Source organism: Spongiactinospora sp. TRM90649, from assembly GCF_029382225.1.
Taxonomy (GTDB): domain Bacteria; phylum Actinomycetota; class Actinomycetes; order Streptosporangiales; family Streptosporangiaceae; genus Spongiactinospora.
Map to the genome: position 1 here is coordinate 683225 of NZ_JARLTC010000002.1, position 19345 is coordinate 702569.

At 70.7% G+C, this 19345-nt stretch carries 18 protein-coding genes; 4 read left to right on the forward strand and 14 right to left on the reverse strand.

What is annotated here, in order from left to right:
- Positions 1–2 precede the first annotated feature (2 nt).
- The 4 genes from P3X83_RS03295 to P3X83_RS03310 are packed head-to-tail and all read left to right on the forward strand — an operon-like array spanning position 3 to position 5267.
- Positions 3–1475: a GMC oxidoreductase gene (locus P3X83_RS03295; RefSeq protein ID WP_277302966.1), complete on the forward strand. Its 1473-nt coding sequence runs from the start codon at positions 3–5 to the stop codon at positions 1473–1475.
- Positions 1447–2733, forward strand: coding sequence for an MFS transporter (locus P3X83_RS03300; RefSeq protein WP_277302967.1), 1287 nt, complete (start codon positions 1447–1449; stop codon positions 2731–2733). The genes P3X83_RS03295 and P3X83_RS03300 overlap by 29 nt, the downstream gene beginning before the upstream one ends.
- Positions 2734–2769: 36 nt before the next feature.
- Positions 2770–3681: an ABC transporter ATP-binding protein gene (locus P3X83_RS03305; RefSeq protein WP_277302968.1), complete on the forward strand. Its 912-nt coding sequence runs from the start codon at positions 2770–2772 to the stop codon at positions 3679–3681.
- A complete protein-coding gene (locus tag P3X83_RS03310) occupies positions 3678–5267 on the forward strand; it encodes an ABC transporter permease (RefSeq protein WP_277302969.1) in 1590 nt (529 codons plus the stop codon). Before P3X83_RS03305 ends, P3X83_RS03310 begins: the two co-directional genes overlap by 4 nt.
- Here the strand turns inward: P3X83_RS03310 and P3X83_RS03315 are convergent.
- The 14 genes from P3X83_RS03315 to P3X83_RS03380 all read right to left on the reverse strand — a co-directional run bounded on the left by P3X83_RS03315 (position 5196) and on the right by P3X83_RS03380 (position 19273).
- Positions 5196–5711, reverse strand: a complete 516-nt coding sequence (locus tag P3X83_RS03315; protein ID WP_277302970.1) for a MarR family transcriptional regulator — start codon at positions 5709–5711, stop codon at positions 5196–5198. The genes P3X83_RS03310 and P3X83_RS03315 overlap by 72 nt on opposite strands.
- 37 nt (positions 5712–5748) lie before the next feature.
- Complete coding sequence (locus tag P3X83_RS03320) at positions 5749–6633, reverse strand: alpha/beta fold hydrolase (protein ID WP_277302971.1); 885 nt, start codon at positions 6631–6633, stop codon at positions 5749–5751.
- The gene (locus P3X83_RS03325; RefSeq protein WP_277302972.1) at positions 6630–7301 is read right to left on the reverse strand and encodes a TetR/AcrR family transcriptional regulator; all 672 of its coding nucleotides are present in this window, start codon (positions 7299–7301) and stop codon (positions 6630–6632) included. Before P3X83_RS03325 ends, P3X83_RS03320 begins: the two co-directional genes overlap by 4 nt.
- 353 nt (positions 7302–7654) lie before the next feature.
- On the reverse strand, positions 7655–8491 hold the full coding sequence (locus tag P3X83_RS03330; protein WP_277302973.1) for an SDR family oxidoreductase: 837 nt from the start codon (positions 8489–8491) through the stop codon (positions 7655–7657).
- A gap of 4 nt (positions 8492–8495) precedes the next feature.
- Complete coding sequence (locus P3X83_RS03335) at positions 8496–9257, reverse strand: hypothetical protein (RefSeq protein WP_277302974.1); 762 nt, start codon at positions 9255–9257, stop codon at positions 8496–8498.
- 23 nt (positions 9258–9280) lie between these two features.
- Positions 9281–10036: an aldolase/citrate lyase family protein gene (locus P3X83_RS03340; protein WP_277302975.1), complete on the reverse strand. Its 756-nt coding sequence runs from the start codon at positions 10034–10036 to the stop codon at positions 9281–9283.
- A complete protein-coding gene (locus tag P3X83_RS03345) occupies positions 10029–11003 on the reverse strand; it encodes a hypothetical protein (RefSeq protein WP_277302976.1) in 975 nt (324 codons plus the stop codon). Before P3X83_RS03345 ends, P3X83_RS03340 begins: the two co-directional genes overlap by 8 nt.
- A 91-nt stretch (positions 11004–11094) precedes the next feature.
- Positions 11095–12417, reverse strand: coding sequence for an MFS transporter (locus P3X83_RS03350; protein WP_277302977.1), 1323 nt, complete (start codon positions 12415–12417; stop codon positions 11095–11097).
- Between the two features lie 82 nt (positions 12418–12499).
- Positions 12500–13168, reverse strand: coding sequence for a carboxymuconolactone decarboxylase family protein (locus P3X83_RS03355; RefSeq protein WP_277302978.1), 669 nt, complete (start codon positions 13166–13168; stop codon positions 12500–12502).
- Positions 13165–14640, reverse strand: a complete 1476-nt coding sequence (locus P3X83_RS03360) for an NAD(P)/FAD-dependent oxidoreductase (protein WP_277302979.1) — start codon at positions 14638–14640, stop codon at positions 13165–13167. The genes P3X83_RS03355 and P3X83_RS03360 overlap by 4 nt, the downstream gene beginning before the upstream one ends.
- A complete protein-coding gene (locus tag P3X83_RS03365) occupies positions 14637–15911 on the reverse strand; it encodes a M20/M25/M40 family metallo-hydrolase (protein ID WP_277302980.1) in 1275 nt (424 codons plus the stop codon). Before P3X83_RS03365 ends, P3X83_RS03360 begins: the two co-directional genes overlap by 4 nt.
- Positions 15908–17053: a GDSL-type esterase/lipase family protein gene (locus tag P3X83_RS03370; protein ID WP_277302981.1), complete on the reverse strand. Its 1146-nt coding sequence runs from the start codon at positions 17051–17053 to the stop codon at positions 15908–15910. The genes P3X83_RS03365 and P3X83_RS03370 overlap by 4 nt, the downstream gene beginning before the upstream one ends.
- Complete coding sequence (locus tag P3X83_RS03375; protein WP_277302982.1) at positions 17050–18672, reverse strand: urocanate hydratase; 1623 nt, start codon at positions 18670–18672, stop codon at positions 17050–17052. Before P3X83_RS03375 ends, P3X83_RS03370 begins: the two co-directional genes overlap by 4 nt.
- Before the next feature lie 16 nt (positions 18673–18688).
- Positions 18689–19273, reverse strand: a complete 585-nt coding sequence (locus P3X83_RS03380; protein WP_277302983.1) for a PadR family transcriptional regulator — start codon at positions 19271–19273, stop codon at positions 18689–18691.
- Positions 19274–19345: the final 72 nt, after the last annotated feature.

The window sequence follows — 19345 nt, forward strand, 5'->3', positions numbered from 1 at the left end:
GCATGGCGACCGGGGGTTTCGACTACCTGGTGCTCGGGGGCGGCGTCGCGGGATGCGTGCTGGCCGGACGCCTCACCGAGCGGAACGGCCTGCGGGTCGGGCTGGTCGAGGGCGGCCCCGACCACGGCCCCGGCCGCGAGGGCTGGCCGGGCGGGCTGCGCGACGCGCGGCTGCTGCCGAGAGACGAGGTGTGGGACGGCGACGGCCCGCCGTACCGGCTGCGGGGCAAGGTGCTCGGCGGTTCCTCCAGCGTGAACGGGTGCTGGCACACCTGGGGCGCACCCGGGGACTTCGCCGAGTGGGCGGCGCTGGGCGGGCCGCACCTCTGCGCCGGGGCGCTGGAGCCGTACCGGCTGCGGGCGGTGCGGGCCATGGGGCTGCGCGAGGTGCCCGACGGCGAGCTGACCGCGTGGGCCACGGCGAGCCTGGCGGCGGCGGCCGAGCTGGGCTACCCGGAGATCGCCGACATGGCCGCGCTGGGGCCGCCGCGCGGCGCGGGACGCCCACCGATCAACGCGGCCGGGCACGAGCGGGTCAACGCCGCCCAGGCGTACCTGCGGCGCGACCGCCCCGGCCTGGAGATCATGGCGGGCGCGCTGGCCGACCGGCTGGTGATCGAACGCGGCCGGGTGACCGGCGTGCGGGTGATCCGCGGCGGCGTGGCCGAGACTCTGCGGGCCGAGCGCTACCTGCTCACCGCCGGGACCTACGGTTCGCCGGGGGTGCTGCTGCGCAGCGGCGTCGGACCCGCCGACGACCTGCGGCGGCTGGGCATCGAGGTGGCGCTCGACCTTCCGGCCGTCGGCGCGAACCTGATCGACCACCCGTCGCGGACGCTGCGGCTCGCGCCGTCCCCCGGCCTGACCGCCGCGCTGCGCGCGCAGGAGGAGGCCGACGGCCTCTACCCCAGCCAGGTCGCGATCAAAGCGGGCAGCGCCGCCTGCCCCCCGGGCACCTGGGACCTGCACCTGCTGCCGATCGCGGGCGCTCCGCTGTTCGGCACGCTGCCGCCCGGACACTATGAGGTCGGCGTCACGGCCTTCCTGATGAAGCCGCGTTCGCGGGGCCGGGTATCGATCCCGTCCGCCGACCCGGCCGCGCCGCCGATCATCGAGCCGGGCTTCCTCACCGATCCCGGCGGCCACGACCGCACCGCGCTCGGCGACGGCCTGCGCCTGGCGGGCGAGCTGGCCGCCACCGGGCCGCTGCGCACCCGAGCCTCCCCCGCCGGGCCGCCGTCGGCGGCGGTCGGCACCTACTGGCATCCCGTCGGCACCTGCGCGATGGGACCGGGCGACAGCCGCGACGCCGTGGTGGACGGCCACGGCAAGGTCCACGGCTTGTCCGGGCTGTGGATCGCCGACGCCTCGATCATGCCGTCCATTCCTCGCTGCAACACCCAGTTGCCGACCCTGGCGCTGGCCGAACTCCTCGCGGAGGCATTTCTTGGACAGCGCACCTCACCGGGCGCCTGACCGGGCACCTGATCAGGCCGACCGCACCTACCGGCGGCTCGCGGCAGGCAGCCTGCTCACCTCGTTCGCGGGCAGCGCCCCCAGTGCGCTGTATCCCCTCTACCAGCGCGAATGGGGATTCCCCGGCTGGCTGCTCACCGTGGTCTTCGCGGTGTTCGTCGCGGGCATCATCGTGGCGCTCCCGGCCGCGCCGGTCTCCAACCGGCTCGGCCGCCGCCCGGTGCTGCTCACGGCGGTGGCCTGCTGCCTGCTGGGCACGGCGCTGCTGCTGGTACCCGGCCTGCCCAACCTGCTGACGGCCAGCGCGGTGCTGGGGTTCGGCGTCGGCCTCTACCAGACCACGGTGAACGCGGCCCTGGTCGAGCTGGTCCCCGCCGGCCGGGCCACGGCGACGCCGGAACCCGCCATGGCGGAGGCCCGGACGGCGCACACCTCGCCCGCCGACCGTGACGCGGGCTCCGGTCCGCGTGCGGCGCTGGACCGCCGGGTGGCGCGGGCGACGCTGGCCAGCTCACGGATGGGCGCGCTCGGCCTGGCGAGCGGTCCGCTGTGCGCGGGCCTGCTGGCCCAGTACGCCCCCGCGCCCACGATGCTGATCTACCTGGCCGAGCTGGTCGCGCTGGCCGTCCTGCTGGCCGCGCTGGCCCGGACCCCGCTGGGCCGGGCGGTGCGTCCGGACACCGCCCCGAGCGCGCCCGCCCGCCCGGCGGCGGCGGGCCCGATCGCGCTGTTCGCCGCGATGGCGTTCTTCGCCTACGCCGGGGGAGCGTTCCTCAACGCCACCGGTTCGACGATCATGGTCACCTGGCTGCGGGTGGACAACCTCGCCGTGGGCGGGCTGGCGCTGGCCCTGATGTTCGGCTCCTCGGCCCTGGCCCAGACCTGGATCACCCGCACCGGCCCCGGCCCGCTCGTCCGCGCCGGTCTGGTCGCGGGCGTGGTGGGGCTGTTCTGCGTGGCCGTCGCGGTGGCCGCCGGTACGCCCGCGCTGATGCTCGCCGCCGCCGTGCTCGTCGGCATGGGGCAGGGCGGCGCGTACGCGGGCAGCCTGGCGCTGCTCAACCTGAGCGTGCCCGCCGCCCGGCTGGCCACCATGACCGGGCGCTACTACCTGGCCGCCTACGCCGGGGCGGCGCTGCCGTCGCTCGCGGCGGGCTGGGCCTTCGCCCAGGCGGGGCTGGCGACGGCGACGCTGCTGTTCGCCTGCGCGATCGGCGTCCCCGCGCTGTTCATCGCCGTCCGCACTCGATTCGCATAGTTCACAAAATTCGTGAACTTGATGTAACTTGCTTGGATGACAGATGCGATCAGCGTGTCCGGGCTCGTCAAGTCGTTCGGCCGGACACGCGCGCTGGACGGGCTCGACCTGACCGTCCGCGCGGGCGAGGTCCACGGCTTCCTCGGCCCCAACGGGGCAGGGAAGTCGACCACCATCAGAATCCTGCTCGGCCTCGCCCGCGCCGACGCGGGCACCGCCCGCTTACTCGGCGGCGACCCCTGGGCGGACGCCACCGAGCTGCACCGCCGTCTGGCCTATGTGCCCGGCGACGTCACGCTGTGGCCCACGCTGTCCGGCGGCGAGGTGATCGACCTGCTCGGACGGCTGCGCGGCGGCGTGGACGAGCGCCGCGAGCGGAGCCTGATCGAGCGCTTCGAACTCGACCCGCGCAAGCGGAGCCGGACCTACTCCAAGGGCAACCGGCAGAAGGTCGCCCTGGTCGCGGCGCTGGCCTCCGACACCGAGCTGCTCATCCTGGACGAACCGACCTCCGGCCTCGACCCGCTCATGGAGGCGGTGTTCCGGGAGTGCGTGGCCGAGGAGCGCACCCGGGGGCGGACGGTACTGCTGTCCAGCCACATCCTGTCGGAGGTGGAGGCGCTCTGCGACCGGGTGAGCATCATCAGGAACGGGCGGATCGTGGAGTCGGGCACGCTGGCCGGGCTGCGCCACCTGACCCGCACGACGGTGGCGGCGGAGGTGGCGGGCACGCCGTCCGGGCTGGCCGGCCTGCCGGGGGTGCACGACCTGCGCGTGGACGGCGGACGCGTCTCCTGCCAGGTCGAGCCCGCGCACGTCGGCGAGCTGTTCCGGCGGCTGACCGAGCTGGGCCTGCGGGGGGTCACCGCCGCGCCGCCGAGCCTGGAGGATCTCTTCCTGCGGCACTACACCACCTCGGACGGCGAGCCCGCGCGAGCCGCTCGATGAGCGCCCTGACCGGCACCGGCACGCTCGTCCGGCTCGTCCTGCGCCGCGACCGCCTCCTGCTGCCGCTGTGGATCCTGCCCGCCGCCGCCTTCCCCGCCGCCATCGCGGGCAGCACCGCCGAGCTGTACCCGACCGCCGGCGCCCTGCTCGGCGCGGCCCGCGCGGCGATGGCCAATCCGGCGCAGATCGCCATGCGCGGCCCGGTGTACGACACGGGTGTCGGCGGGCTGACCGCGCACACCGTGACCGCGTCCGGCGGCATGCTGCTCGGCCTGGTGAGCCTGCTGCTGGTGATCCGGCACACCCGGGCCGAGGAGGAGTCCGGCCGCCGCGAGCTGCTCGGCGCGGGAGCGGTGGGCAGGCACGCGCCGCTGACGGCGGCGCTGGCCGTGGTGCTCGCCGCGAACCTGGTGATCGCCGCGCTGATGGTCGCCGGGCTGGCGGGCTCGGGCCTGCCGCTCGCCGGGTCCGTCACGCTGGCCCTGTCCCTGGCCGGGACGGGCTGGGCGTTCGCCGCCGTCGGCGCGCTCGCCGCGCAGCTCACCCAGGGCACCGGGCCGGCCAGGGGGCTCGGCGTCGGCGCGTTCATCGTCTGCTTCCTGGTCCGCGCGGTGGGCGACGCCACCGGGACGGACTGGCCCGGATGGCTGTCGCCGCTGGGCTGGGCCGCACGGACCCGCGCGTTCGCCGACGAGCGGTGGTGGTTCCTCGCGCCGACCGTGGCGCTGGTCGCGGTGCTGCTGTACGCCTCCTACCGGCTGTCGGCGCGGCGCGACCTGGCCGCCGGAGTGCTGCCCGCGCGGCCCGGACCGGCCGGCGCGCCTCCCGGGCTGAACGGCGTGCTCGCGCTGGCCTGGCGGGCGCAGCGCGGCCAGGCGGCGGCCTGGGTCGCCGGGTTCGCGGCGGGGGGCCTCGCGCTCGGCGGCGCGGTCTCCGCCGGGATCGACGACCAGCTCGACGCCCCGGCGATCAGAACGATGATCGCCGAGCTGGGCGGGGGGCACGCCGAGCCGTCCGCGTTCTTCGTCAACTACCTGCTGTCCATGCTGGCCTGGATCGTGGCCGCGCACGGCATCCTGTCCGCGCTGCGGATGCGCGCCGAGGAGTCCTCGGGCCGGGCCGACCTGCTGCTCGCCACTCCGACGAGCCGCGCCCGCTGGGCGTCCGGCCATCTGCTGACCGCGCTGGCGGTGTCCGGGGCGTCGATGACGGCGCTCGGCTCGGGCGCCGGGCTCGGCTACGGAGTGAGCGGCGGCGACCTCGGCATGTTCCCAGTGGTCCTCGGGGCGGCGCTGGCCTACCTGCCCGCCGTGTGGGTGATGACGGGCATCGCGGTGCTGCTCGCTGGGCTGCTGCCCCGGGCCTCGGCGGCGGCGTGGGCGATCTGGGCGGGGTTCATCGCGCTCGATGTCTTCGGCACGCTCGGCCAGGTGCCGGGACCGGTGCTGTCCGTGATCCCCTTCGTGCACGTGCCGTGGGTGGTGCTCGGGCAGGTCGCGGTGACGCCGCTGCTGCTACTGACCGCCGTGGCCGCCGCGCTGTTCGCCGCCGGATTCGCCGGGCTCCGCCGCCGCGACCTCGCCTGACTCCTCACGCCACCGGTTCACCAGCGCGGGGACCTCGCGGCGGAGGAACGCGAAGAAGCTGCGGGTCTGCTCCAGACGCGCCCCCACGGGCGTGTCCGGAGCGAAGACCTCAAGCCCTTCGCGCGCGCCGTCCTCGAACCGCCGGAACACCTCCGCGCTGGACGAAGCCGCGGTGAACCAGGCGACCTGATCGACCCGGTAGCGGTCGCGCCGCTCGCCCGGATCGCGTTCACGGGTGACCATGCCGACCCGCATCAGGTACTTGATCGCGCCGGAGATCGCCGGCGGCCCCACCTGGAGGCGTTCGCCGAGTTCGGCGGCGGTGAGGTGACCGTCGTCGGAGACCAGCAGCGCGGCGAAGACCCTGGCCGCCATCCGGGGATAGCCGCTGTCGGACATGATCATCGCGAACCGCTCAAGGAAGCCCTGGGCGTCGAGTGTCATCCGCAGGATTTTACACAGTTCATGAAATCCGTGAACCTCACACTCCCGCGTCGTCCAGGAACGACAGCACGGCGGCGTTCACCTCGTCGGGGCGCTCCAGCGGGGCCAGGTGACCGGCCCGGTCGATGGACACGAACGTGGCGCGCGGGGCGCTGGCGGCGGCCTGCCGTACGGACCGCTCCCGGACCGCCTTGTCCAGCACGCCGTGCACCCACAGCGACGGCACGCCCAGCCGGTGCACGTGAGGGAGGTGGTTCAGGCGCATCCGCCACGGGCCGTACGCGGTGATCTGCCAGTCGTCGAGCGCCCGCTCGCCGTGTGCCAGCCGCAGGCGGGCCTCGGCCTCTATGAGGGCCATCACCTCCTCGAAATCGGGGGTGTCCGCGCCCGCCGCGAACTGGCGCTCCATCGTCCGCCGCAGGTACGACGGCGAGGCCACCCATCGCGTCGCGTAGCGCAGGAGCCGGTCGGAACGCAGCCCCAGCCAGGTCAGGAAGTGCGGCGGGCGGGTGCGGTCCAGCCCGCCGGGGCTGATCGCCACCAGCGCCGCGACCCGCTCGGGCCGGGACAGCGCGTACCCGATCGCGACGCCGCCGCCCATGGACAGCCCGGCGAGCGTGGCCCGGCCGATCTCCAAGTGGTCCAGCACGCCGTCCACGGCGGCGGCCATGGCGGGCTGGTCGAGCGTGCCCTGCCAGGGACGCGATCCGCCGTGGCGGGGCATGTCGATGGCCACGACCCGCCGTTCGCGGGCCAGTTCGGGCATCAGGTGCCGCCAGATGAGCGGGGCGGTGTCCAGCATCGCGCCGTGCAGCAGCAGCACCGGCGGGCGATCCCCGGCCACGGGCCCGGCCTCGTACAGGCACAGCGGGCCGCCGGGCAGGCGGATCGTCCGGGGGTCGGCGAAGACGGAGGGGGTCACAGGGCGTCCACCTGCCCTCCGAGGCGGTCGAGCAGCCGGGCGTGCGCGTGCCTGGCGGCGGGACCGCCGCGCTCGGCGCCGGTCTCCCAGCCCGCCTCGATCAGGCCGGCCATCAGGCCGATCGCCTGATCCAGGTGTCCCGGGGTGAGCGCCCCCAGGGTGGCCGACGCGTTGGCCAGGCCGACCGCGAACACCGACATCATCAACGACGCGGCCCCGGGGTCGAGGTCGGCCCGAAGCAGCCCGGCCGCGCGCAGGTCGTCGACGTAGTGGGCGAGCCAGTCCATCCGGGGGCCGTAGCGCTCGGCGCCCTTGTCCCGCAGGTGCTCGCCGAGGACGCCGTCGTCGGACAGGTAGACGGCCAGCATCAGCCGGTCGCCGAGCAGCGCCGTCAGCGCGAACCGGTAGACGGCTGACAGCGGCACCGGCCCGTCCTCGGCCGCCACCCGGTCGCGCACCGCCTGGGCGAGCGAGCGCACGGACCGGGTGAGCAGCGCGTCGAGCAGCGCCTCCTTGGACGCGAAGTCGAGGTAGATCGCACCCTTGCCGACCCCGCAGCGCTGCGCGATCTCGGCGATGGTGGCGTGCCGGAAGCCCTTCTCCAGGATGACGTCGCGGGCGTGGGCCAGGATCACGTTGGCCCGGTCGGGGATCGTCGCGCGGGGCATGTGCCTCCTCCGGTCGGCGTAGTGACCAGAATGGCACGCGCGTCCACTACGTCCGCGTCCGGGGCCGCTCTTCGCACTGACGCGAAGCCCAAACCGCGGCCGAGCCGTTGCCCGACGGCCCAAGCCCTCGCTACGGATGAGCACGCAGATCGCTCGCGCATCGAACTCCGCTGTGCGCCGCTGACGGCCGGCGCGGTACCGGGGTTCGGCGTCCAGCCGCATCAGGCCACGGTGAACGCGGCCCTGATCCAGACCTGGATCACCCGCGTGGCGGGGCCCGATCGGCGTCCCCGCGCTGATCGTCGTGGTCCGCTCTCGGTTCGCGGTTCACGATCCGCCGGCGAACGACACCACTACTTCCACGGACTCCCGGCCAGCAGGCCGCCGTCGATCAGAATGCTGCTTCCCGAAATGAACGAGCCGGCCCCGGAAGCGAGCAGCAAACATGCTCCGATCAATTCCGAGGGCGCCCCGGGGCGCCGCATCGGGCAACGGTCGAGTATCCACTTCGCCCGATCCTCGTCAAGCCACAGCGGCCTTGAGAGGGACGTCATGAGGAAGCCGGGCGCTATACAGTTGACCCGGATGTTATATTTCGCCCACTCAATACACATCGTCTTCGTCGCCTGCGCCAATGCCGCCTTATGTGCCCCATAGACGGAGACATCCTCAAGCCCGATCTCAGAGTTGACCGATGTAATGTTAATGATCGACCCGCCGCCCGAGTTCCGCATCGAGAGCATGGCTTCGCGTGCGATGAAGTAGGCGGAGCGCAAGTTGACGTTGGCGATCTCGGTCCACAGATCGGTTCCGACACTGGCGATAGGCCGCCGCTCGTTCATCGCGGCGGCGTTCACCACGACGTCCAGCGCCTCGTATCGCTCAACGGACCTGGCAACGAGTTGCCGAGGCGCATCGACCTCCCGCAGGTCCGCGGGCACCACAATGAAATCGACACCTCTGTTTGAAAGAAAATTGCTGAGCCGACCGCACAGCTCCTCATTCACATCAGAAAGGACCAGGCGGGCACCGGCGGCGGCCAGCCCGATGGCCAGCCAGCCGCCGACCCCGCCCCCGGCGCCGGTTATCAGAGCGGTCATGTCACGCAGCGAGAACAAGTAACCGGGTGCCGCGGAGGTCAAATCCCAGTACTCGGCGCCGTCTTCGGTCGCAGCGATTGATAGTGGCACGTATTCAACTCCACAGTCTTGCACCGATCTTCCCCCGAGTAAGGCCGAGGAACCCCGAGATGGTAACACGCCTTCCTCGATCTGTCTTGGAGACGGAATGAAGGCGGGTCGATTTCACGATGATCAAATCACCTACACTGGGCCGAATAGTGACATCCGGCTCGGGAAGTCTCGCGGGATCGAATCCATAGGTCTTGTTCTCGCCTGAAACACCGACTTCCCTCATACTGTCGAGCGTTTTATCCCACACATTCAATTCCCCACCCCGGCAGGGAGCCTCAAGGTGCATGTTGACGCCGAACTGCTCGAAAAATTCTAGTTCCAAATCGAGCGCGGGGTTGAATTCGGACAACATATCGAAATGCGGAAGCGCCTCCAGGAGAGGATCCCAGCTACGCATCATACCGAACACCACCGGCCTGCGCCTGAAACGGAGTAACTGCGCACCGTACGGTGCGAGCTCTTCGATCTCACTCCTGAACGTATCGGCGGGATTGGCGTACGGATGAAAAGCCTCCCGCAGCTCCCGAATGACTCTGGGCGCGCGCTCCAGGTAGCTCTCGATGGCCTGTTCTCCGTTGCGGAAGGCATCCGTGAACGCTTCGACCTGGCTACGATAGATCCTTCTGGAAGAGTTTCGCATTATCTCCGGAATGATGTGACCGCGAGCGTAGGCGCATACGTCTGCTGGAATGTAGCCGGGTATGCGCGCCACCAACAGGGAAGGTTCGCCGATAAGAGCATCATATGCCGTGGTGAGGTCCACCCCGCTTATGATGCTCCGACTATTCACCCTGTCCTCAGTTCACGTAGGACCGCCCCCGCCCCGGCGGCCGCGTAGCCGGCGTCGGAGCCCACTGCCAGCAGAACGCTCCCCTGCTCGACTTCAGCTCTCGCCGACGAACCGTTAGGACAGAAGATCCCGAATGGAACACCCTTTTCTCGACAAGCGACACGAACGTGGTCCACCTTTTGACGGAGATCGGCATCGGCGAGGTCTCCGAGTATCCCCATGCTCCCCGAGAGGTCGTAGGGCCCAACAAATATGGCATCGATACCCTCGACCGACAGGATGTCGTCGATATTATCCACGCCTTCTACTTCCTCTATTTGGGCCACAACGGCCACACTGTCGTTCGCGCTGCTCAGATATTCCTTGAAGGAAGATCCATACCTGTGCGCGCGTGCGATCCCGACACTGCGCCTGCCGATCGGTGGGTACTTGGCATTTTTGACGACACGCTGAGCATCCGCCGCGGTCGCGACATGCGGAATTATTATTCCATCGCACCCGGTGTCCAGGGCGTGCTTGATCCATGTTTCCGAGCCGTCCGGGAGCCGCATGACCGCATAAGAGCTCGGCTGCAGTACTTCGATGATGCGCTGAGCGCTCTTCAGGTCCAGCAGTGCCGAATGCTCCAGGTCCAGGAAGAACCACTCGAATCCCGCCTGCTGCAGGATGAGCGCCATCTCCGGAGAGTCCAGTGTTATGAGAGTACCGAGCAGGGGAGTTGAGGTGCGCACTCTCTGCCGAAGGTTATCCATTTATAATTCCCCTTCTCAGGGTCTCGTAGTAGACGTTCGCCTCTATATCTGGATTGAGTTCCCGCAGCCGCTCCAATCCCGCCCTCCGGACTATCCCTCCCTCATTTATCTTCAACGAGTCGTGCCACAGCACATTGTAGTAATCTAGCATTACCTTGCCCAGCACGGGATCGGAGATCAGGATCGAGTCCATCGAGCCCGTCAGGTTCACGGGGGGAAATATGAAAACGTATAGAACATCTCTTTTGCTGGTTATGTGGAGGCTTAGCGGATGCAGCAGCGGGCGGACACGATCCTGATCGAATATCGCAAAGGAGACCCGTCCCGTTTGGAGCAGCTCGGCGCTTCGCTGGACCAGCCATAGTGATTTCTGTTCGGTGTCCACGCTTGCGATGCTTCGAAAACTCTTAAGTGTACTCTTCTTGCTCCTGATGTAGCCGTGCACCTCCGAAAAATAGCGATCCAGTTCGGGGTGTTCGCCCTGAGCCGGCGACAGATTCAGCGTGCTCACGGTGGTAGCCCCCGCCGTTATCTCGACGAGGGTCTTCAAGAACTCTTCGCTCGTCTTGAACACCTCCACGCCCCGTGCGGGCTGGCGGAGCAGACGCTCCTGCCTAGCGATCATCGACTCGGAGCGGTCGTAGACGTAGGCGATGAAGGTGGCCAATGTTCCCATGAGGTAGCCCGAGACGAGTTCCAGCGGAATAGGAACCGGATTCTTCAGGAAAAGGTTAACGACCCCATGGATCAGCGCGATCATGGCGAAAATACCAGCGAGCCAGATCGACAGCTTACCGGCGATTCGAGCACCATCGTCGCTCAAATCGACCCACCTCCGCCGCACCACCATGATAGGAGGCCAGGTTACAACGACTCTATGATCATCTATAGAGCCGATCAGGTCGACCTTAATTGATTTTGGCGTGGTGAAATATCCCCTTTGGCCACACGTGTAGACATTGAACATCTCATCCGCCTACTTGGCCTAAATAGCGGTTGACCGACCTGATTTCAGGATGAATCAGCCGTTGACCGTCGCATTGGCCTGCATGCGTCCACTACGACTGCGAGCGGGGCCGCTCCTCGGTGAGGGGGAGGCCAGGGCGGTCCTTTACCAGGAAGCTCGCGAGCAGGCCGACCACGGTGACGAACGACAGGTAGACGCCCACGGAGTACACCGTGCCCGTGCGGGTCTGCAGCACCTCGGCGATGGTCGGCGCGAACGCGCCGCCCAGGATGGCCCCGACCGCGTAGGAGATGGCCGCGCCGCTGTAGCGCACCCTGGTCGGGAACATCTCCGCGTACAGCGCGGGCTGCGGCCCGTACGTCAGCCCCAGGCCGACGGTGAACAGCACCAGCGCCAGGATGACCAGCCCGAGGTTCGCCGTGTCGAGCAGCAGGAAGAACGGGAACATCCAGACGAGCTGCGCGACGAAGCCGATCCGGTAGATCACCAGCCTGCCGTACCGGTCGGCCAGCCACCCGGCGAGCAGGGTGCTCGCCAGCCAGCCCACCGCCGAGACCATCACCGCCGCCAGCACCACCGACCGGTCCATGTGCAAGGTCTTGGTCGCGTACGACTGCACGTAGCCGCCGGTGCTCATGTAGCCGACCGCGTTGTTGGCCGCGAACAGCAGCGCCCCGACGATGACCAGCGGCCAGTGGTGCCGGAACAGCTCGACGACCGGCACGCTCGACTGGGTCCTGGTCTTGCGCACCTCCTCGAACACCGGGCTCTCCGCGACCCGGGTGCGGATGTAGGTGCCGAACACCACCAGCACCACGCTGAGCAGGAACGGGATGCGCCAGCCCCAGGCGAGGAACTGCTCGGGGGTGGTGAGCGCGGCGACCGCGGCCAGCACGCCGTTGGCCAGCAGCAGCCCGATCGGCACGCCGATCTGGGGGAACGCGCCGTAGAGCCCGCGTCGGCCGGGGGGAGCGTGCTCGACGGCGAGCAGGGCGGCACCGCCCCACTCGCCACCGGCCGACAGCCCCTGCAGTATGCGCAGCAGCACCAGGATGATCGGCGCGGCGACGCCGATGGCCTGCGCCGAGGGCACCAGGCCCATCAGCGCCGTGGAGACGCCCATCAGCAGCAGCGTCGCGATCAGCATGGCCCGGCGGCCGAGCCGGTCGCCGAGATGACCGGCGATCACGGCGCCTACCGGGCGGAAGAAGAAGCTGATCCCGATGGTGGCGAAGGATATGAGTAACGCGTCTTTTCCGATTCCACCGAAGAATTCGGTGGCGAACACGAGCCCGGTACTGATCGCGTAAATGAAGAAGTCGTACCACTCGATGGTCGTGCCGACCATGGTGGCCAGGACGACACGACGATGTTCCCGATGTTCCCGGTCAGGCGCGATGTGGGTGGGGGGCATGCCGGGCACCTCCTGTTCAGTGCCGCGAGGGTAATCGCGTACTGTGCAGGATCGTCGATCTTTACTGGTCGCGCAATATAATTCAACCAGCCTCGTCGGATTCGCCGGGATCGCCAAGAAGTTCGCGCAGCACGGGCAGCCCGAGTTCGACGCTGCGCACGCCGATCAGGCTCGCGATCTCCAGCACGGCCATGATCTCGGCGCCGGTCGCGCCGTGCGCCAGCGCGTTGTCGATGTGCACGCGCAGGCCGCCGGCGTACATGTGGGTGGCCGAGGCGTCGATGGCGATGTAGACGAACTCCTTCACCTTCGGCGGGAGCGGGCCGCTCTCCCAGGGGACCGACGACAGGCGGGTGTAGGCGGCGAAGTAGTCCGGGTCGAGCGCGAGCAGGTCGTCCCAGCCGGAGTCCCAGTAGCCCCGGCGGCGGGCGAAGTCGGCCTTCAGCTCCGCCCTACGCGGGTCGTCGCCGTCGGGGTACTCCCCGCGCCGCCGTAGCGCCTCGGCCAGCAGCGGGACGCCGGTGGTGAGCGCGTGCACGCCGAGCACCGAGGTGAGCTGCAGGGTCTCGACGATCTCGGCCGGGGTCGCGCCGTGCTCAAGCGCGCCCCGGGTGTGCTCCCGCACGCCGGGCGCGTGCAGGTGGGTGACCGACGCGCTGACGGCCAGCGCCACCAGGTGCGCGATCCTTGGCGGAAGGGCCGGGACGGCCGCCAGCTCCCGGTAGGCCGCCGCGTACTCCTCCTCGCTCACCTGGCCCGCCTCTCGCTGAAGCCGAACCTCGGCAGCAGCTTGGTGAGCAGGTAGTACTCGCCGTGCGGCTTCGGCCACTGGGTCACGTTCCGCCCGGAGGCAGAGCGGTAGTAGTTCGTGCAGTTCGCCTCCATCGCCGAGGCGTTCTTGTGCAACTGCCCGTCCACCCAGCGAACCCAGCGGGCCAGCGCGTCCGGCTTGGTGTCCACGGCCCGCACCCGCCTGCGGCGCATCCGGGCGATGGTGCTCGCGGCCACTTCCGCCTGGCGTTCGAGCTGGGCGATGATCGAGAACCCGCCGTTGGTGTTGGGGCCGTACAGCATGAAGAAGTTGGGGAAGCCCGGCACGGTGATGCCGAGGAAGGCGGTGGCGTCGCCGTCCCACCGGTCGTGGATCCGCACTCCGCCGATCCCCCGCACCTCCAGCGACGCCAGGAAGTTGGTGGGCTGGAAGCCGGTGGCCATGACCAGCACGTCGATCTCCCGCTCGGTGCCGGTCTCGTCCACGATCCCCTTCGGGGTGATCCGGGCGACGGCGTGCGGCACCAGCTCGACGTTGTCCCGGTTGAGCGCCGGGTAGAAGCCGGTGGCCAGTACCGGCCGCTTGCAGCCCCACGGGTAGTCGGGGGTCAGGTGCTCGCGCAGCGCGGGGTCGTCGATGGTCCGCCGGATGTACTCGCGGCAGGCCAGCAGGTTGGCGCGCTGCCGCCGGCCGTTCAGGTCGTAGCCCTTGAACATCTGGCGGAACCGGTAGAAGTGGTACAGCCGCCGGGCCTTCTGCAGGATCGGGAAGCGGCGGTAGAGGGCGCGTTCCTTCGGGGTGAAGTCGCGTTCGCCCTTGGGCAGGATCCACCCGGGCTGCCGCTGGAACACGAACAGCCGCTCCACCTGCGGGGCGATGGCCGGGACGACCTGGGTGGCGGTCGAGCCGGTGCCGACCACGGCGACCCGCTTGCCGGTCAGGTCGTGCCCGTGCTCCCAGCGCGCGGTGTGGAACCTTGGTCCGGCGAAGTCCTCGATCCCCGGCCAGTCGGGGTATCTCGGATGGTTGAGCAGCCCCAGGCAACTGATCACCACGTCGAAGCGCTCCCGCTCGCCGTCCGCGAGTACCACGTCGTAGGCCCCGGCGGCGTCGTCCCAGGTCGCGGACTCGACGCGGGTGCCGAAGCGGCAGTGCCGGCGCAGCCCGAACCGGTCCAGCGCGTGCTCGGCGTACCGCTGGAGCTCCTCCTGCCCGGCGTGGGTGCGCGACCAGTCGTAGGGGAGGAAGGAGAAGGAGTAGGCGTGCGAGGGGATGTCCACCTCGCAGCCGGGGTAGCGGTTGTCCCACCAGGTGCCGCCTGGGCCGTCCGACTGCTCGAAGATGACGAACCGGTCGATCCCCCGCCGCTTCAGGTTGACCCCGGTGGCGATGCCGCCCAGCCCGCAGCCGACGATCGCGACTCTCGGCCCGCCCGTCCGCACCCTTCTCATCGGCACATCAGCCTCTCCATGACTCGTTCGCCGAACCGCAGCGCCTCGACGGGCACGCGCTCGTCCACGCCGTGGAACATGGCGGGGTAGTCGTAGCCGGACGGCAGCAGCATCGGCGTGAACCCGTAGGTCCGCATGCCGAGCCGTCCGAACCACTTGTTGTCGGTGCCCCCGCTGAACACGTACGGCGCGGCCCGGCTCCCCGGCAGCTCGTCCCGCAGCGCCTCCGCCATCCGGTCGAACCACTCGCCGGTGTGGTCGGAGACGACCGGTGGCGTGCGCCGCAGCAGGCGCACCTCCGCCGACGGCCCGGCCTCCGCGCGGATCCGCCGGTCCAGCTCGTCCTCCTGTCCCGGTAGGTACCGGCAGTCGACGCGGGCCCACGCCTCCCCGGGGACGACGTTCTCCTTGTCACCCGCGCCGACGCGGGTGACGTTGACGGTGGTGCTCATCCCCGCCGCCAGCATCCGGCCGAACGGACCGGTCCCCGAGGTGAGCACGTCGAGCACGTCGGCGGGCTCGCTGACCTCGCGCCCGGCCAGCTCGCAGGCCAGCAGGCGCATCGGCTCCGGCACCGCCACGGTGCGCGTCGCCGCGGCCAGCCGCAGAACGGTGTCGGCCAGCCCGGTGATGGGGTTGTCCAGCGCGGCCAGGCTGCCGTGGCCGGCGATCCCGCGCTGGACGATCTCGTACCAGCGCAGTCCCTTGTCCGCGACGGAGATCGCGAACGTCGGCGGGCCGTCCGGCGGGGACGCCACGTTGAAGCCGCCCACCTCGCCGAGGCACGCGGCGCAGCCCTCGAACAGCTCCGGATGCTCGTTGACCAGGTATCCCGCGCCGTGCACGCCACCGGTCTCCTCGTCGGCGACGAAGGCGAGCACGATGTCGCGGCGCGGGCGCGCGCCCGCCGCCAGCAACCGGCCGGTCGCGGCGAGGGTCATCGCGACGGCGTTCTTCATGTCCACCGCGCCGCGCCCCCACACCTGCCCGTCGCGGATCTCGCCGCCGCGCGGGTGGACCGTCCAGGCCGACGGGTCGGCGGGGACGGTGTCCAGGTGTCCCTGCACCAGCAGCGCGGGCAGGCCGGGCTCGGTCCCCTCGATCCGGGTGACCACGTTGGTACGGCGGGGCTCGGCCTCCAGCAGCACCGGGTCCAGGCCCATCCCGGCCAGCAGCGCGGCGACGTACTCGGCCGCGTCGCGCTCGTCGGCGCCGGGGTTGCTGGTGTCGAACCTGATCAGATCCGCGCAGATCTCCTCGACCGGCTTCATCGGTCCTCCCCCGCGTGCCACGGCCCGGAGGGGCCGAAGACGCGCTCGTGGAATCGCTCGCCGATGCTCAGGTAGCCCTCGGCGTCCGGGTGCAGGCCGTCGTAGAGCGCCCCGGCGTCGGCGGGGCCGAGCAGCGCGGTGCCGTCCAGGTACGACAGGTTCGGGTCTTCTCTGACGGCCACCGCCTGCTCGATCAGGGCGCGCATGGTGCGCAGGGTCAGGCTCACGCCCGGCACGTCGTCGCCGACGGCGCGGTAGACGCCCCGCTCGTCCTGCGGCGTCGGGCCCGCGCGGTCCTCGGCCGACGGGCAGGTGACCGGCGACACCACCAGCAGCGGCGTGTCCGGATGCCCCTCACGGACGGTGTCCAGGAACCCGTGCAGCGCGGGGACGAAGGTGCGGATCTTCATCGTGTCCAGGTTCAGCACGTTGATCCCGACCTTCAGGCTGATCAGGTCGGCGGGGGCGTCCCTGATCGTCCGGGCCACGAACGGGTCCAGTTGGCAGGAACCGGCGAAGGCCAGGCAGGTCAGGTCGAGCCCGGCGCGCCGGGCGACCAGTGCGGGCCAGGTGCTGGCCGGCCCGTACGCCTCCGCGCAGTGGCTGATCGAGCTGCCGTAGTGGATCCACCGGCGGGCGGGCAGCGCGCCGGGGCGGGCGTCGCCGTCCGCGCGCAGTTCGCGCAGCTCCACGTGGGACGCCTGGGGCAGCCACAGCTCCAGGTCCTTCCAGCCGCGGCCGAGGCCGTCGAACCTGATGGTCTCCGGGCTCCCCTCCACCCTGGCGACCACCGCCCCGGCGGCGACCGAGCACAGCGCGCCGCGCTCGGCGGGCGCGGAGACCACCCGCTCGCCGTCCACCACCAGGTCGAAGGCGACGGGCGGCGGGGGGAAGTACGCGTTGCGGAAGCGCGTCACGTTCACGTCCAGCTCGACGGCGTCCGCGTCGGTGGCGAAGACCAGCCGCACCCCGGCCGGGCGGAGGGCCACCAGGCGCATGTAGGGGTCGGTGATCTGGGGCTCGGTCCACTCCGGCAGCCGCCTGGGGATCAGGCCGTTCGGGGTGCGCTCGACGCGCATCGCCCCGGCGAGGACGACGGGCCCGCCGTCGAGCGCGATCCGGCGCAGCGGGGCCGCGCTCATCCGAACCACCGCAGGCCGCTCTCGCGCACGGCTCCGGCCGCCGTCTCGTAGCCCGCGTCGGCGTAGCGCATGATGCCGATGCCGGTGTCGGCGGTGAGGACGGCCGACAGGCGCTCGCCCGCCGCGCGCGTGCCGTCCGCGATGGCGGTGACCCCGGCGCTCTGCATGTAGCCCGCGTATCCGCCGCCGCCCGCGTGGATGGCCACCAGGTCGGCCCCCGATCCTGCGGTGAGCAGGGCGTTCAGCAGCGGCCAGTCCGACACCGCGTCGGAGCCGTCCGGCATGTTCTCGGTCTCGCGCAGCGGCTGCGAGACGCCCCCGGCGTCCAGGTGGTCGCGGGTGAAGGCCACCGGGCCGTTCAGGTCGCCCCGGCGTACCGCGTCGTTGACGAGTACGGCCAGCCGCGCGCGCTCGCCGTGCGCCAGCCAGGAGATCCGGGCGGGCAGGCCCGGCTCCTCCGGCTGGCGGACATATCGCCTGGCCAGCGGGATCCACCGCCCGGCGAGCGGGTTGCCGGGGAACTCGCGGGTGACGATCTCGTCGATCCGGTCGATGTCGGCCGGGTCGCCGGAGGCGGCCACCCACCGGAACGGCCCGAGGCCCCGGCAGAACAGCGGCCGGATGTAACGCTCCATGAAGATCGGGATGCGGAAGGCGTCCACGCCGGAGGCCGCCGCCTGCGCGCGGATGTTGTTGCCGTACTCGAAGACCACCGCGCCCGCGTCCTGCCAGTCGAGCATGCACCGCACGTGCTCGGCCACCGCGTCACGGGCGCGCCTGACCAGCTCGTCCGGGTCGCTCTCGCGCAGCTCCGCGGCCTCCTGCGGGCTCATCCCAACGGGGACGTAGTAGCGCAGGTCGTGCGCGGGCGTCTGGTCGGTGACCACGTCGGGCACCAGCCCGCGCGCCCGCATCGCGGGCAGCGCCTCGGCCGCGTTGCCGAGCAGCCCCACCGAGGCGGGCTGCTCGGCCCGCTGCCGCTCGGCCACCCAGTCCAGCGCCTCGTCCAGCGAGTCGGTCGCCCGCTCCAGGTAGCCGGACCCGATCCGGCGGGCGATGCGGTCGGAGTCGGCCTCCACGCACAGGGCGACGCCCCCGGCCAGGTACGTGGCCAGCGGCTGCGCGCCGCCCATTCCGCCGAGCCCGGCCGTCACCACCAGCCGACCGGCCAGGTCACCGCCGAAGTGCTCGTCGGCGACCGCCGAGAGCGTCTGGTAGGTGCCCTGCAAAATGCCCTGCGAGCCGATGTACTGCCAGTCGCCCGCCGTGTAGCCGCCCCACATGATCAGGCCACGGCGTTCCAGCTCGTAGAAGTGCTCGGCGGTGGCCCAGCGGCCGATCAGGTTGCTGGTCGCCATCAGCACCAGCGGGGCCGAAGGGCCGGTCGGGAACACGCCGATCGGCTTGCCGGACTGGATCACGAGGGTCTCGTTCTCGTCCAGCTCGCGCAGCGCGGTGATCGTGGTGGCGAGGGCGGCGTGGTCGCGGGCGGCCTTGGCCAGGCCCGCGTACACGATCAGTTCGTCCGGACGCTCGGCGTGGTGGAGGGTGTTCTCCAGCATCCGCAGCAGCGTCTCCTGGCGCGGACCCCGGCAGCGGCGCGGCCTCACGACGGCCACCGCCCCGGCGCACCGCTCAGTCGTCGTCGGCGAGCGCCTCCGCCAGGTCGTCCGTGCGGACCAGCGCCCCTGTCAGCCCGTCCGCCCGCACGTCCTTCCAGAAGGCCAGGCAGGCCAGTTCCACCCGCACCCCGAGGATCAGCGGCCCGACCCGCCGCTCGAAGTCGGGGATCCCGGCCATGCGATCGAGTGTCGCCCGGAAGCCGCTGAGCCGTTCGCGGTGGAACTCCACCTGCGCGTCGGCCAGCCGCCGGACCGTCGAGTCGTCGCCCAGCTCGCTGAAGAACAGCTTCAGCTCGGCCTCGTCGCGCACCTGGAAGACCTCGGCTTGTGGCTCGCGCAGCCACTCCCGCAGCGCCTCGCGGCCCTTCTCCGTCAGCGAGTAGGTGCGCCTGCGGCGTCCGCCGGTCTCGGCCGACTCGCTGAGCAGCCCGGCCTCGGCCAGCCTGCGCGGCTCGCCGTAGAGCTGGCTGTGTGGGAACGGCCAGAAATGTCCGATCGACCGGTCGGCGGTCCGTTTCAACTGATAGGAGGAACTCGGGCCGCGCAGCCCGATGAGTCCCAGCACCAGGTACGAGCTGGACGTGAGGTTGATGGACACCTGCGAGAACGTACCATCCGTTTCGGACGGTCACAACGCGCCTCCTGAGGGACGTGAAGCGGAGAAGATGGA